Annotated in this window: 17 protein-coding genes; 4 read left to right on the top strand and 13 right to left on the bottom strand. The window is 39.5% G+C overall.

All coding sequences use genetic code 11. The features are described from left to right. The first annotated feature begins 25 nt into the window (after positions 1–25). Complete coding sequence (locus tag NQ550_RS08030; RefSeq protein WP_025580844.1) at positions 26–283, top strand: DUF6061 family protein; 258 nt, start codon at positions 26–28, stop codon at positions 281–283. A 194-nt stretch (positions 284–477) separates the two neighbouring features. Here the strand turns inward: NQ550_RS08030 and NQ550_RS08025 are convergent, their stop codons facing one another. The 3 genes from NQ550_RS08025 to NQ550_RS08015 all read right to left on the bottom strand — a co-directional run bounded on the left by NQ550_RS08025 (position 478) and on the right by NQ550_RS08015 (position 2,963). Then, positions 478–1,671, bottom strand: coding sequence for a site-specific integrase (locus NQ550_RS08025; protein WP_025580843.1), 1,194 nt, complete (start codon positions 1,669–1,671; stop codon positions 478–480). A 78-nt stretch (positions 1,672–1,749) separates the two neighbouring features. Further along, positions 1,750–1,953 (bottom strand): excisionase, encoded by a 204-nt coding sequence (locus NQ550_RS08020; RefSeq protein ID WP_002607397.1) that lies wholly within the window; start codon positions 1,951–1,953, stop codon positions 1,750–1,752. After that, positions 1,953–2,963: a replication initiation factor domain-containing protein gene (locus NQ550_RS08015; RefSeq protein ID WP_025580842.1), complete on the bottom strand. Its 1,011-nt coding sequence runs from the start codon at positions 2,961–2,963 to the stop codon at positions 1,953–1,955. The genes NQ550_RS08020 and NQ550_RS08015 overlap by 1 nt, the downstream gene beginning before the upstream one ends. A gap of 546 nt (positions 2,964–3,509) precedes the next feature. Between NQ550_RS08015 and NQ550_RS08010 the strand changes: the two genes are divergently transcribed. The 3 genes from NQ550_RS08010 (at position 3,510) to dfrF (ending at position 5,773) form a co-directional block, all read left to right on the top strand. Further along, entirely contained in the window at positions 3,510–4,181 is a 672-nt protein-coding gene (locus NQ550_RS08010) for a helix-turn-helix domain-containing protein (protein WP_002322214.1), read from the top strand. A gap of 310 nt (positions 4,182–4,491) precedes the next feature. Then, positions 4,492–4,971 (top strand): MGMT family protein, encoded by a 480-nt coding sequence (locus NQ550_RS08005; RefSeq protein ID WP_002322212.1) that lies wholly within the window; start codon positions 4,492–4,494, stop codon positions 4,969–4,971. A gap of 307 nt (positions 4,972–5,278) precedes the next feature. Next, complete coding sequence (gene dfrF, locus NQ550_RS08000; protein WP_002322211.1) at positions 5,279–5,773, top strand: trimethoprim-resistant dihydrofolate reductase DfrF; 495 nt, start codon at positions 5,279–5,281, stop codon at positions 5,771–5,773. Positions 5,774–6,068: 295 nt separating this feature from the next. Here the strand turns inward: dfrF and NQ550_RS07995 are convergent, their stop codons facing one another. The 10 genes from NQ550_RS07995 to NQ550_RS07945 form a co-directional block, all read right to left on the bottom strand. Beyond that, entirely contained in the window at positions 6,069–7,499 is a 1,431-nt protein-coding gene (locus NQ550_RS07995) for a 6-phospho-beta-glucosidase (protein WP_025580807.1), read from the bottom strand. A gap of 98 nt (positions 7,500–7,597) precedes the next feature. Then, the gene (locus tag NQ550_RS07990; protein ID WP_025580808.1) at positions 7,598–7,915 is read right to left on the bottom strand and encodes a PTS sugar transporter subunit IIA; all 318 of its coding nucleotides are present in this window, start codon (positions 7,913–7,915) and stop codon (positions 7,598–7,600) included. Positions 7,916–7,957: 42 nt separating this feature from the next. Beyond that, on the bottom strand, positions 7,958–9,271 hold the full coding sequence (locus NQ550_RS07985) for a PTS sugar transporter subunit IIC (protein WP_025580809.1): 1,314 nt from the start codon (positions 9,269–9,271) through the stop codon (positions 7,958–7,960). 58 nt (positions 9,272–9,329) lie between these two features. Continuing rightward, positions 9,330–9,638, bottom strand: a complete 309-nt coding sequence (locus NQ550_RS07980; RefSeq protein ID WP_044996848.1) for a PTS sugar transporter subunit IIB — start codon at positions 9,636–9,638, stop codon at positions 9,330–9,332. Between the two features lie 260 nt (positions 9,639–9,898). Beyond that, positions 9,899–10,657 (bottom strand): MurR/RpiR family transcriptional regulator, encoded by a 759-nt coding sequence (locus NQ550_RS07975; RefSeq protein WP_243874986.1) that lies wholly within the window; start codon positions 10,655–10,657, stop codon positions 9,899–9,901. A gap of 821 nt (positions 10,658–11,478) precedes the next feature. After that, the gene (tnpA, locus tag NQ550_RS07965; RefSeq protein ID WP_025580812.1) at positions 11,479–11,949 is read right to left on the bottom strand and encodes an IS200/IS605 family transposase; all 471 of its coding nucleotides are present in this window, start codon (positions 11,947–11,949) and stop codon (positions 11,479–11,481) included. A gap of 295 nt (positions 11,950–12,244) precedes the next feature. Further along, entirely contained in the window at positions 12,245–12,706 is a 462-nt protein-coding gene (locus NQ550_RS07960) for a hypothetical protein (RefSeq protein WP_025580813.1), read from the bottom strand. A 5-nt stretch (positions 12,707–12,711) separates the two neighbouring features. Beyond that, complete coding sequence (locus tag NQ550_RS07955) at positions 12,712–13,527, bottom strand: ABC transporter permease (RefSeq protein ID WP_025580814.1); 816 nt, start codon at positions 13,525–13,527, stop codon at positions 12,712–12,714. A gap of 12 nt (positions 13,528–13,539) precedes the next feature. Further along, entirely contained in the window at positions 13,540–14,334 is a 795-nt protein-coding gene (locus NQ550_RS07950) for an ABC transporter permease (protein WP_025580815.1), read from the bottom strand. Continuing rightward, entirely contained in the window at positions 14,327–15,253 is a 927-nt protein-coding gene (locus NQ550_RS07945; protein WP_025580816.1) for an ABC transporter ATP-binding protein, read from the bottom strand. The genes NQ550_RS07950 and NQ550_RS07945 overlap by 8 nt, the downstream gene beginning before the upstream one ends. Positions 15,254–15,300 lie beyond the last annotated feature (47 nt).

Here is a 15,300-nt window from a genome sequence, read left to right as displayed (position 1 = left end):
TTTAACGATAAGGAGATTTGATATGATGAGAACAATATTTGCAGAATACAATCCCAAGCACAACAGTATTGATGTTTACACCTCTGTTGGCTATATGCTCCGCATTGACTGTTGGGAAGCTGAAAAGGACTTAAAAACCACACCAGGATCAGACTGTGCATTAAACGCACTCACCATTGATGAACCTCTTGAATATGCAAGATTATATCTTGATGGAAACTTGCTTGATGTATCGGTTAGTCAAAGTGTCTATATCAGAACCTTTTATCGTTCCTTGATATAGACACTTTTTTTAATAGTCATTCAATTAAATTATATATGTCTTTTTGACTATCTTTTTATATCTTCTTAAATGTCCGCAAAGCCTTATTTTATCGGCTCTACGGGCATTTTGCTTTTGTGGTAAACCTCACATATCTAGGTCTATCTTCTTATATTTTCGCTATCAAGCGTGGTTAAAATCGTGGTAAATACTTCTTATGCGATTAGACGCTGAACCTCTGATTTTGCAGTATCTATGGACGCATGAGCATACCAGTTCATTGTAATACTGATATTTGAATGCCCCATGATATACTGTAAATCTTTCGGGTTCATATTCTTGCTTGCCAGCCTTGTACAGAACGTATGGCGTAGTGTATGCGGTGTGATATGTGGCAATGGGTTGTCCTTATGGTTCTTATTGTATTTTTTTACCATACGGACAAAAAGCATAGTGTAATCAATGGCAACTTTGGGCTTGCCTTTGTGATTGACAAATAAGAAGTTGCCCCGTCCGTCTATCACAAATGGTTCTGCCTTTGGGCGTTTCTTCATAACCCGTTGAAATGCCTGTATCGTTTCTCTGCTTAATGGTACTTGCCTTGTTCCGCTTTTTGTCTTAGGCGTTTCAATGTAATAGCCCTGTTCCTTGCTTTTTAATAACTGGTGGTCGATAATCACAACTTCATTTTGGAAATCAATATCGGCTACTGTCAGTCCGCACAGTTCCGAGATACGAAGTCCTGTCTTTAACAGTATCAGCACATCATCATAATACTTGTGATACACATTGTCCGTCTTGATGAATGAGAGTAGGGCTTGTTCCTGTTCCTCTGTCAATGCGACTTTCTCTTTGGTATCATTTTCTAGGACTTCACTCAACTTGAAATCAAAAGGGTTTTTCCTTACGCAGTCGTCTTGTATGGCGATATAGAACGACGCTTTTAACGAGCGTTTATGGTTGTTAATGGTGTTATAGGAAAAGCCTTTATCTTTCATGCGTAATGCCCATTCTTTAGCGTCAGAGGGTTTTATCGTATCAATGCTCCTAGCACCTAACTTGTCCTCTTTCAATAACCGCATGAGCTGTTCCCGTTGTTTCTGTGTGCTTTTCTTCACGTTTGCCCTCTGTACGTTCTGTTTGGCATAAAGTTGGCAAAGCGTCATTTTCTTGCCTGTGCTGTCGATACCGTCCTCAATATCCCGTCTTATCTGCTGTTCCAGTTCACGAAGTGAGGATTTTTCCCGTTTTCCCTTTGGTGTCGGGTCTGTGGGTGTCAATCTCCAAGCATACACATATTTTGTGTTTCCAAATGCGTCTACATATTTATATAAGTATTTTCCGTCTGTTCGTTGGCTCTCTCCAGTATGCAGGATACGACCTTTGCTATCCCGTCTTTTTTCTTTCATGGTGTCTGCTCCTTTCCTTGTTGGAAAGAGCCTTGATATGACTTGTGTTCATCATAACACATACAAGGCTCATTTGCATTAGATTGCGTCCAATTTATCAATAACCTGTTCAAACTGTCGGCGTTTAATCTGTATGCGGTTGCCATTCATAATGAGCCAGCCAGCGTCCTTGTTTTCCTCTGCCAAGCGTCTTAACTTGTTTTCTCCGATACGGAAATACTTTGACGCTTCTTCAATGGTAAGGGTGTATTTTTCCCATACAGGAATATCGTTGTTATTCATCAGATGCCCCCTTTCCCATGTTTCGTGTCATACTGGATATAGGGGATAAGGTCGGTGCGGTCTATCCTCTGTAAGTGGGCGGTTAATTTACTGGAAAGGGAAGTGCTGTATCTTGCCTTATCGAGCATAGTTCCCACTTTTTCCAGTCCGCCTAATGCGTCATGTTCTTCTAAGAAGTAAAAACTTTTGACAGCGGAAATCACGCCACCCTCTGTAAGCCATTGCTGTGTTTCCTCAAGGGAATTATGTAGTTTCGGCACTTGCAGTTTCAAGACTTCCACAGCCCCTAAAAAGCGTTCCCAAAACCGACACGTTTTCCATCTGCTCTTATTGCTTTCATTTCTGTTTGGCACGACAAAGCGTAGGTTGTTTGCCAATAGCCCGAAAGCCAGTTCCCCAAGTTCAAGTGGTCTGTCTTTGAATGTCATGGCAAAAACATGAGCCTTATCATCACGCAGTTGCATTTCTGTCCGTTTCCAACTGCCGACTTCATCAAGCGTCTTATCATGTTTTGAACAGACTTCCTTATCCTTATCATAAAAGCGGTAGGACAATCCCGATTTTCCAGCACCGATATAAACGGTTTTTGCGGTATCGAAATCGTCAAACTTGCTTTCGTCGAAGTGGTAGCCCTCACTATTCGAGATAAATTCCTCTTTTTCGCATTTTTTCTTTATCTGCTCTATGGTAAAGAATGGCTTTTCGTTCTTATCATCAATGGCAATATCAAGTCTTGTGAAATGGAAGTTATCCCGTCCGTATCTTCGCTCACAACGTCGGAACATATCTCCAAAGGTATAATTCCTACTGTCGAGAATACGGAAAATATCATCACAACCTCTGCCAGTCATAACAAGATAACAGCCTAGCCCCTGTGGGTTGTCCTCTGTCTTTCTTGCGTCCCCCGATACATAAATATCTCCAATCTGCCAGCGTGCTTGATAAGTCTTGAATTTTATCGTTGCTGGATACACATTGAAAATATCAGTCGGTAAATCTAAAATGTGCATGATTACATCTTCAGCGGTTGCGGTATCAAATACAATGCTGATGTAATCAATCTTAACGGATAAATTTTTGTGTGTAGTTATAGTGCATTGCTCCTTTCGTATGCCCCGTTTTTTGCGGGGTAAAAATTGTGTTTTTTCCTTTATTTATCACAGTTTCTAGGTACTATGACATGTATACGCAGGGCGGTGTTACATATACGCCCTTTACGAACGCCTAAAGGCGTTCCCTTTCTTCCTGTGTCTGCCCCGTTCTTAACGCTCACGAGCCTTGTAAGGCTCGTGGCTAAACGGAACAGCCCCAGTCAGAAACCTTATTTTCGGTCTGATAGTCCATGCTTATTCATGCTATCAAAGTGAAAATATATATTTTATATGCTTACTCAAGCGTGTGATTGACCCTAGCGTGCTTAATCACTCTGTCTAATACGATAATAACTCCATTAGAATTACTTGTCAAGAAGTTTTTGTTGACTTTTAGATATAGATTAAGTATGATATGCTTATAAATACCAAGAAAAGCAACGAAAGGAGCGGTTATACTAAGTTATGGAGCATTATGAAAAGAAAATCAGTTTCTTAGGAGAAAACATACAGACCATAAGAAAACACAGAGGAATGAAACAACAGGAACTTGCGGACAAAATCGGTATCAATATGCAGAGCCTTTCCAAGATTGAACGTGGCGTGAATTATCCTACCTTTGATACGTTAGAGAAGATAATGGACGTGCTGGGTGTAACGCCCAATGAATTATTGTCGGGAGAATGGAAGTATATTGACCACACCGAGCCCTATATCATGGATATTATCAAACGGGAACAAGACTTCAATGTTTCCTTAGATTACCTGTCTGAAAATGAATTTTTCGATGATGAAAAAGAATGCACATTTTACAAGGCATATAAACTCATACAGTATATCCATAACTACATTACCAATGAGGTTACGGAGTTGGAAGAACTTATGGAAATCAAGCAGTTGATACAGCGTCAAAAACTGGAACGCATGATAAAAGTGCATAAGGAAATGCGAGGGTTAGACCGATACAGAGAACAGCCCAAAGAGTATAAATACCATGACCCTTATGATGATTGGATATTTCGTCAGCTTGCGGATATAGACAACAGAAACAACATTCCCGACACTTCTCCACAAGTAGACTTCAATGAAGCAGACTATGAAGATTATCTAAAGGCGAAATGGAACAGAGGTCTTTAATTTCCTCTTGCATGGAAGATACAGCAAACAAAAAGCCCAGTAAAGAGTGCAAAGCACCACCAATGGTGGCAAGGCTCTTGACAGGGCTTTTTCTTTTCTGTTGTGGGGTAATCAAGAGGAAGAAAGAAAAAGTGTGCATTTTTGTTCCATAAATGCTAAGGGTATGCTGATTTTTATTGTGGCGGATATATGGAACTGTTATAATATGGATATGAAGAAAGCGACAAATTTGAAAGTGTTAATAATTTTCAAACAGCCTCATTGCATGGAAATAAGAAACAGACTATCCTTAAAGTAGGAGGTGGCACAAATGGCAAATGAAGATAAAAAAGATTTTAATGCTATGTTGCATGATAGTAAGGATATGCCAAAATTTCAAATTATCATAGACCAGAAAAGTATTGAGAAATATGGTGGAAACAAAATGTATTTTGCTCCCCCGATTGACTATGACAAAGTAATGAAAAAAGTTCCGTATGGTAAAGTGATTACGGTTGGAAAAATACGAGAACACTTTGCAAAATTGAGTGGTGCAGATTTTACAGAGCCGATTACAGCGGGTATATTTGTTTCTATTGTAGCGTGGGCGAGTTATCAGCGTTCCGAAGATGAAACACCCTATTGGAGAACATTAAAAGCAAACGGAGAATTAAATGCTAAATATCCAAATGGTATTGAAGCACAGAAAGAAAAATTAGAAGCAGAGGGACATACCATTATTCAAAAGGGGCGTAAAAATATACGATACTATGTAAAGGACTATGAAAATTCTCTTTTTGATTTGAAATAGGCAAATTCTATTTCACAATTTCATATCTCTATACACAAAGCAGTTAGTCTTAGGATTGACTGCTTTTTTCATACCTAAATTTCAGATTGGAGTGATGAAATGGTGTTTGTTAGAGCTGTTCACTAAGATTATCGGTGCATAAAATTTTATTGTGGTGCAGATATGAAAATGATATAATGTGGATATGAAGAAACGGACAAACTAGAATTTGTCGAGCTGGTTAGTTCGAGATAATTTTGAGTTTGTTAAGATGTGGTGCACTTGATGGAATCACAGGTACGACATCATATTATGGAGGATGAAATAGATGATAGGTTTGATTGTTGCGAGGTCAAAGAATAATGTTATAGGCAAGAATGGTAATATACCATGGAAAATAAAGGGAGAACAAAAGCAATTTAGAGAGTTAACAACGGGTAATGTGGTTATTATGGGGCGAAAGTCTTATGAAGAAATCGGTCATCCGTTGCCTAATAGAATGAATATTGTTGTTTCCACCACAACAGAGTATCAAGGAGATAATTTAGTTTCAGTTAAATCATTAGAAGATGCATTATTATTGGCTAAAGGACGAGATGTATACATATCTGGTGGATATGGACTATTTAAGGAAGCTTTGCAAATAGTAGATAAAATGTATATCACAGAAGTAGATTTAAATATTGAAGATGGAGATACATTCTTTCCAGAATTTGATATCAATGATTTTGAAGTTTTGATAGGGGAAACACTTGGTGAGGAAGTGAAATATACGAGAACATTTTATGTAAGGAAAAATGAATTGAGTAGATTTTGGATTTAGGGTGTTTTCATAAATATATTGCTTTTTATGCATATATAAATTGTTGTAAGACAAATCCCAGTTTGACAATTTCATATCCATACACACAAAGCAGTTAGTCTTAGGATTGACTGCTTTTTAAAAAGACACCATTTAGGTGTAATGATGTCTTTTGGGTGTTATTTTATAGGTCATATCAAGGCTCATTCAATCGTGGTAAATTCGTGGTAAAATGAGTTTTTTCTATACTTCAAAATACTTGAAAGTATAGTGTTTATGCGGATAATCGAAAATTAGATATAAAATTTAAGAGAAACTAATTAATATTTTCGCCGTTTGTTGAAATAACTTCTTTATACCACTCGAAAGAATCTTTCTTTCTTCTGGACAAGTCTCCTGTTCCATCGTTATGTTTATCCACATAGATGAATCCATATCGCTTATCCATCTCACCGCTTCCTGCACTGACAAGGTCGATGCATCCCCATGGTGTATAACCTATCAAATCTACACCATCTTCCTCTACTGCCTTTTTCATTTCTGAAATGTGGTGCTGCAGATATTCCATACGGTATGAATCGTGAATACTTCCATCCGCTTCTAACGTATCATATGCTCCAAATCCATTTTCTACAATAAATAGTGGTACTTTGTATCGATCTGTAAACCAATTCAATGAATAGCGCAGTCCGATCGGATCAATCTGCCATCCCCATTCACTTGTCTTTACATACTGGTTCTTTATACGATCCTTTTCTCCACGGTAATCATATTCCGGATTGTCTGGTTCTGCTTTTGTACAGAAAGACATATAATAACTGAAACCGATATAATCGACACAGCCCTGTTTTAACACTGCAAGATCTTCTTCTGTTACGTCAATCTTAAGGTCTTTTCTTTCCCAGTATTTCAAAATATTTACAGGGTATTCTCCTTTTACATGCACATCTGTATAATAATATCTTTTCTGCATGGCTTTTTCAGCCTGCAGTATATCTTCCGGACGGCAGGTGGCCGGATAGATCGGGCACATTGCGATCATGCAGCCAATCTGAAATTCCGGATTGATCTCATGTCCTGCTTTTATCGCTTCGGCACTGGCAACCAGTTCATAGTGTGATGCCTGATACATCAATTCTTCCGCATTTTCTTCTGGTTTAACTACAATCCCGGAATTAGCATAAAGCATAAATCCATCACCGATATCTGCCTGGTTATTAATCTCATTAAATGTCATCCAGTATTTTACTTTGTCTTTGTATCGTTCAAAGCAAGTTACTGCAAATTTCACGAAGAAATCAATCAGTTTTCTGTTTCTCCATCCACCGTACTCTTGTACAAGATACAGAGGCATCTCAAAATGACTCAGTGTAATTACTGGTTCGATCCCATATTTCAGACATTCATCAAACATGTCATCATAGAATTTTAATCCGGCTTCATTCGGCTGTTCTTCATCACCATTTGGGAAGATACGTGTCCATGCAATACTTGTACGGAAACACTTGAATCCCATTTCCGCAAATAAGCGGATATCTTCTTTATAGTAATCATAAAAATCGATTGCTTCATGATTCGGATAATTCTCGCCTTTTAGTATTTCACCTGTTATTCTTCTTCTTGTATTTACATCTCCGCTGGTTACAACGTCCATAATGCTCAAGCCTTTTCCATCTCGATCATAGGCACCTTCTAGCTGATGGGCAGCAACTGCGCCGCCCCAGAGAAAATCTTTTCGAAATCCCATTGTTATTTCCTTCCTGTTATCTTAATTGCTTTGTATAATAGTGTTGGGAGCTTTTGCCCCCAACTTTTCTGTTTCTATATTCAATTACATCTTGATGATTATTTCTCATCAATTCTCTTATACAGTGCAATGAATTCATCTGCAAGAATGCGGAATCCTTCTGCACTCATAAGCTGATCTTCTGCATGCATCAGAAGCATGTATCCATTGGAAATTTCACCATTTGCATCCATTGTCAGAAGGTCTGCATGAGCGTTGTGTCCAAGTGAAAAGGCTTCATCTCCTTGTTTGATCAGCTCTGCTGCCTCATCATATTTTCCTTCTTTCGCACACTGGATCGCATTGATAAAATGTGTTCTTGCTGTACCTACATATGTAATAATCTGAAAACATGCCAATTCAAATTTTTCGTCCATTTTTGTCTCCTGTCCTGCTTTTATTATTTTTAAATTCTGATCTTACCAGTCTTCATCCTCATCTTCTACCGGCTGATTCTTCTCCTGAACCAGATTCATCTTGTCAATCTTCTTAATGAATGGCAGATAAACAAAGAATGAAACACAAAGGATCACTAACTGAAGCAAAGCACTTTTCCATCCTCCTAAAAGGAATCCTGAGATAATCGGTGGACAAGTCCATGGGATCTGTGTTGCTCCATATAATGGGCAGATTCCTGTATACAGTGCAAAATACTGGATTAAACATGCGATCACAGGCATTCCAATAAACGGAACTGCAAGCATTGGATTCATAACGATCGGAACACCAAACAGGACTGGCTCATTGATTCCAAATAATGCCGGAATAATTCCCACTTTACCAAGTGCCTTCAACTGTTTTGATTTTGCAAAGAAGAACATATACATTATAAGTCCAATTGTGATACCTGCACCTGTTATATTGATAAACTGATCATAAAACTGCTGTGTTACAATATGGCCTCCGTTTGCTATTGTAAGTTCTACACCACTGTCAATAATAGCCTGATTTGCAAGGCTGTTTGCCTGTAATAGTCCTGTCATGATTCCACCAACTACTGTTGAACCATGAACTCCGAAGAACCACAGGAATGGTCCTGTAAAGCACATCAGAACTGCTCCACCAAGGGAGTCTGTCATTTTCTGAAGTGGTGTCTGAACGGCTTTATAAATAATTTCCATTCCTGTTGTGTTGAATCCAATAGAACAGATACCATGAATTACTGCAACCCCTGTCAGGATTACAAATGCTGGGATTAATGCTGAGAATGCATTTGTTACACCTTCCGGAACTCCGGCCGGCATCTTAATACGTATATTTTTCTTCAAGAACCAGCAGTAAACAAGTGGTACGATTAATCCAACAATGATTGCTCCGATCATTCCCTGTCCTGCTGTCCATGTCTTATTAATGATTCCAGTAACAACTTCTCCACTTTCTGTTGTTATGGATGAAGGCATCAGGATCAAGAATGATGCCAGTGAAATAATCGCACAGTTGAGTGGTTCCTGATTTTCCAGTTTCGCATAGCTATAGCTGATACCGATAACTGCGATCATCGCACTGATGGAGAATGTTGCACCACATGCCTGATCTAATACTGCTTTAATTCCTGTAGACTCTAATACATCGACAACTGCCTTTATCGGAAAGTTTGACAGGATCAAAAAGATTGATCCGATGATCAGCGGAGACATGGAAGTTACCATACCATTTTTTATTGACTGTATTCCCTTTGTATTAATAAACTTAAGGATTACAGGGATTACTTTTTCGTTAAATTTTTCTTTCATTTGCTACTACCCTTTGCTCTGTTTTATTTTTCTTTAAATTGTGTATCTTTATTTTCTCTTATTTATTTTTTGCAAGCTTATATGCAAATTTCAAAACATTCATTCCATTGCACATTCCATAATCCTGCATTGGAATCACATCTACCGGAACCCCTTTTGGATTACAGATTTCTTTTGCTCTGCCAAGCTGATATCCTACCTGTGGTCCGAGCAGTGCTACATCCACACCTTCAATCATGCGTTCCATATCTGTAAATGGATATGCTGCGATATCCGCATCTTTTCCTTTTTCCTTTGCTGCCTCTTCCATCTTCTTTACGAGAAGACTGGTTGACATTCCTGCTGCACAAAATAATCGAATTACCATGATTGTTTCCTCCCTATTTCTCATTTGCTTTGATGGTGCTAGTATAACAAGCATTTTCCGTTTTGTCAGTACTTTTTCCTGTTTCTGGTTTCTGTTACATATAGACAGAATTTGTTACATAAAAAAAACAGGACATTCTACTTTATTGTGTAAAATGCACTGTTTTTCTTTTCTTTTTTGTGTATTATGATGCTTTTTCGTATATTCTGTTTTTTTTGTTACTAATCTGGTTACTATTCGTACCATTACACCCTATGACCTTAATGAAATAAATCTTCCATATCATTTTGAAACAGATCATCTGTATCGTTATTGACGCCCTTCAATTCTCTTCCGATTAATTCCAAAATAAAAACGACTGCCATCTGTGATGTCAAATCATAATTTTCGTCTTTCTTATACTCTGAAACATAATAATTTATATTGCAGTCACTCATCTTCGCTAAAGAACAGTTTGCCTTATTTGTAATAGATATCAGGCTGCTCCCTCTTCTTTTCAACTTTTCTGCCAACATCAGGGTCTGCTCCGTCTCTCCTGATACAGACAATGCGATTGTAGCTGTTCTCTCACCTTTTCCACGAAATACTGGCGTGAACGGATCATCAATAGCAAATGAAAACCAGCCTACATTATTAAAATATCTTGCTCCATACTTTCCTATAATAGAAGAATTTCCCACACCTACAAATATAATTGACGATGCCTTTATAAGCAACTTCACAGCTTCCTGGATATTCTCAGCAAATGCCTGTGTCTGCACCCTCTCAAAGAAATCTTTAACCGCAGTAAGATCCATATTGATTTTCTTCTGTTCCTTGCTGTTGACTTCCTGTTTTAATTTCAAACGGAATTCAGAATATCCCTCGCATCCTACCTTTTTACAAAAGCGAAGGATCGTTGTTGTCGAAACATGAACCTCCTCTGCCAGTTCACGTACTTTCATATATACTACTTTCTCTTCATTGCTGATGATGTAATTATACACATCCATCTCCAACTGATTAAAAGATTTTATCATCTCATGCGTAAACATATGAATTCAGTTCCCTTCTGTTTTTCTCTCTATTCCATAATCATATTATGTTCTTTAGAAGCAGTGTTTATCCCGCATTTTAATCGTGTTTTTCATTACTTCATCGTCTTCACCAGTGAATTGAGAAATGCCCACATCTCTGGATTAGCCAATACTTTTGCCAGAAGTTCCGAATCGACTTCATCAGCAACGATTATAAATAGTAGACCTACTGACTCCTAAGATTTCCTGTAACTCTTGAACTGTATAACATCTTTTTTCTGACATTTCTTTATTCTCTTTTTTGAAATATGAAAAAAACAATATCATATCTCGTTTCCGATGGTATTGCTGTACATTGCCTGTGCATTAACAATTTCTGATTTTGAAATTGTGTCTGTTGTAACAATGCTTATCTGGATCAGTATTCCAGCTCTTGCTATATATATACGACATGATTTCGGGCATGTCAAGAGCAGACGTCAAAAACGTCCTTCATTTCTATCTCCACAACTTTTTCATCATGGTCTCTCTGTTTCTCACTACCTATATTCATGTTTGACCTCCTTTTCCCTGGACTAAAAAAAAGCCCAGACTAGATTTTTTGTAAATCTAATCTGAGCGTTTTATATCTCTCAGGTCTGATTTCTCAGACAAGAAAACCAATTTTACAGATTTTTCCACCCAAAAATCACGACCACCGGCTTAGCCGGTGGTTTGCTTTGACCCTATAAGGGTCTATTACCGGCACTGGAGTCTAAAGACTCATCGAAATAGGTTCGCCAAGCGCAACATCATTTACCTACAAAGCCCTTTCGGGCTTATCTTTATTTGTTACGTTTTACTGGCTCACCCGTAAACGGGTCAATATACTCTTTCAGTGTCATTTGATCATATTCCAGATCATCCTGTAACTGATTTGCTATATATTCCTGCATTTTCTTTGCATTTTTCCCTACCGTATCTACATAATATCCGCGACACCAGAAATGTCTGTTTCCATATTTGTACTTCAGATTTGCATGTCTTTCGAATATCATTAATGTACTCTTTCCTTTTAAGTACCCTACAAAATACGATACACTTATGCTTGGCGGAATTTCTACTAACATGTGTACATGATCTGGACATATCTCTGCTTCAACAATTTTTACACCTTTTCTTTTGCATAACATACTCAAAATATCTGCTATATCCTGTTTAATTTTTCCATATGCTACTTTTCTTCTATATTTTGGTGCAAAAACAATATGATACTTACAATTCCACTTTGTATGTGATAAACTATTATTATCCATATGGATACCTCCTGTGTATATTAGTGCGGTTGGCGAACCTACATTAATTATACCACCGGAGGTTTTTTTCTGTAAGCTGAAGCAATGCTGACTCACCTGCATAGCAGGTGGTTTATTTGTTTTCCAAAGCTCCGTTTTTCGGATCAGCGAAAAACTCCACAATGGCAAACAGGGCTTTGCCCTAACAACGAAAAGAAACGGCGGCTCTGCAAATCAAAGCCGCCGCTTCATAGGCGCGTGGAAATGTGTCTGCTTTACGACGGCTTTTTTTCTTTTGCCGTCGTCCGGCAGAATGTTACTCCATATTCAATTCAATGCTTCCAGTGAAATTTTCACATTCAATGCCGATATAGTTTCCACCTTCAGGGAGTGTAATTGTATCACTATATGTTCCGGTTGTTTCAAGCAAAGTGACTGTTTCATCAGATCCAGAAATCCAAAATACTTTTGCAGTTCCCTCCGTAACCTCCAAAGTGCAATCAATAGACAACTCCTTACCAGCTTCTCGCTTTATAGAAGTTCCCCCAAACAAATACTCTGTATCTGAAAAATTCTCATAGTCGGCTGTATAGCATCCGGTATAATCATCAATCCCTTTTTCTTTCGTGCCTTGTAAGGACGAATTTCCGGTAAGCGCTATGGAACCAGCAGACTGCACAATATTATTATACTGATCGAGAACTTCATCTTTTGTACAACCGGAAAGTATAGAGACACCACACAGTATCAGGCATAGTGATAGAACTATTTTCTTCACAGGTATCACCTTCCTTTCCTGCGTACAGCACGCTTTCCTCTTCCCTTGGCCTTTGTCTGTTTACGGGCTTTCATTTCTTTTTTGTTGCTGGACATCACTAATAAAAGCACAGCCCAGAGAACCATGATGCCAACCCCAATGACCGCCAGCAAAGAGTTCGGGGCTGTGGTTGTTCCGGCATATTCACTCATGTCAAAGCCCACTAAAAGCAGTGCAGCAGAAAACGGATAGATGCTGGCAAGAATGCCGCCTTTGAAAAACATCATGCTGTATCCAAGGAAGAACGCCAGAATGGAACCTCCCAGATATGCCCCTCGGATCTGTCCAAAAATCAGGATTAGGGGCATACAGACCATATAGGTCGTCAGACCCGCTAACACGATCTGTGTACCGCCATGAAAAAATACTTCCGCTGTCAGTCCCGATAATCCAACCGCCAGTCCAGTGATTAGGGTAACGCCAACACTGTAAATTCCCAACAGAACCGTAAGAATACCAACCCAGAAGAGCTTGGCCCCTAACACGTCCGGCATAGAAACAGGAATTGTCATGATGTTTTTCAGCGTATCATGGGTGGATTCTCTGTCAATCAGCCAGCTGCCGATCATCACCAGTGAAATCGGGAAAAACATCTGGGTATTGCCCCATACAACATTCGCAAAAAGCATGGGAAAATCATAGTTTGGATTTCGATACTCCGGCTCAACAATCAACTGGCTTCCATATTGCACCAACGGACAGAGTGCAAGCGCCACCAACCCCACCCAAAGGATCTGACACCGGCGCAGTTTCAGTAATTCCGATTTTAATAAATTCCACATAATCACACCCCCTTAAATCTCACGACGCCGGTAAACCATCGCTATCAGCGCAAGAAATACAGCGGCTTCCGCAAATGCCACGCCGAACACCTGTATATCATTCAAAAAATACGGGCTTATCCGTTCCAGCAGCTCTGCCAGCTCTTCGCTGATGCTGCCATAATCATAAAACTGGAATGTCCAGCGAAACGCCAACGGCCCCGGAAGCAGTGTTCCTGCGTTCAGACCAAAGGGCTGTGTCAGAAAAGCATCGTTGTTGGTGAGAAGATAATTCAAAATAGTATAGAAAAAGGTTATCACGACCGACACGATATAGTTTTTATCAAGAAGGACAACTATCAAAATACAGGGGAGCGCGCCGACCCACATAATCACTCCCTCTCCTATCCCTACCTGAAACAATTTCCAGAATCCCACCGGATTCCATCCCTGGATCAGCAAAACAGCAAGATTTACCAACGCTCCAACCGCCATAAAACCAATGGCAAATATCAGTAAAACCATCATCTTAGAAAGCACCAGCTTGGTTCTATTTACCGGTATGGTAACAAGATTTTTCAAAGTATCATTGTCCAGCTCCTCAAATAACAGATTGGAAGCCAGTATCACAAGAAGCGGCATCAAAAGAAGATATGCGCTGAGCTGAAACAGACCGGACATCATATTGTTCGTAGCATCCACATCCGTGTTCGCATCTGCCAGAAAAATAGCATAAGCCAATGGAAGCAAGGTGGAAAGGAACACAGAAATAAATACCAGCGGCTTGCGTTTCAATTTCAAAAATTCACATTTAATCAGTTTAAGCAATTCCCTCGCCTCCCGTCACACGCTTGAAGTAATCTTCAAGGCTTTCTTCTGAAGTTGCAGCCTCCGATACCTCCAACCCGTTTTCCACAAAGGCAGTTACAATTTTCCCTACGGGCAGATCAAGGTTGTGCAGGCGCAGATTGTGGTCGTCCTGTATGGAAAAATGGGTTTCATGGAAATTGCGTTCCAAAATTCTTGCTGCCTGTGCAGTATCAGAGAGCGTAAACCGGATATGCTTACTGCTTTTTTGCTCCAGTTCAGCAAGGCTTTCTTCTTCCAGCAATGCGCCGTGGTCGATAATTCCAATATCGTCAGCCAGCAGGGAAATCTCCGAAAGAATGTGACTGGAAATCAAAATGGTTTTTCCTCTTGCGTCGCAAAGCTCCCGAATAAAGGAGCGTACTTCTGCAATACCGATAGGATCAAGACCGTTGATCGGCTCATCCAAAATTAAAAGTTCTGGATCGTGCATAACGGCAAGGGCGATGGCAAGCCGCTGCTTCATACCAAGAGAATACTGTGAAAAGAGCTTTTTATCTTTGTAAGGCAGTCCTACCAGATCCAGAGCATCTTTGATGGCATGATTGTTTGGTACGCCCCGCAGGGTAGCAAAGATACGCAGGTTCTCTGTGCCGGTCAGATTGGGATAAAAGCCGGGAGACTCAATCAAGCTACCAATACGGGGCAGCAATTTCTTTTCATTCCCCTGCAAGGGTTTCCCCCAGATTTTGACCTCCCCGGAAGTCGGCTTCGTTAAGCCCAACAACATTTTCATAGTAGTGGTTTTTCCGGCTCCGTTTCTGCCCAGCAGACCATAAATTCTCCCACGCTTCACATGGATATTTAAGTCAGCCACACTCTTTTGTGAGCCATATTGCTTCGTCAGATTTTTTGTTTCAATGATGTAATTTGTATCCATATTCAAAACCTCCTGTTCTGTAAGGTATTCTATCACGCCAACCTTGC

It is taken from the genome of Blautia wexlerae DSM 19850, assembly GCF_025148125.1.
GTDB lineage: Bacteria > Bacillota > Clostridia > Lachnospirales > Lachnospiraceae > Blautia_A > Blautia_A wexlerae.
The sequence above is the reverse complement of the archived record's forward strand: the minus strand, read 5'-3'. Positions and strand labels throughout refer to the sequence as shown.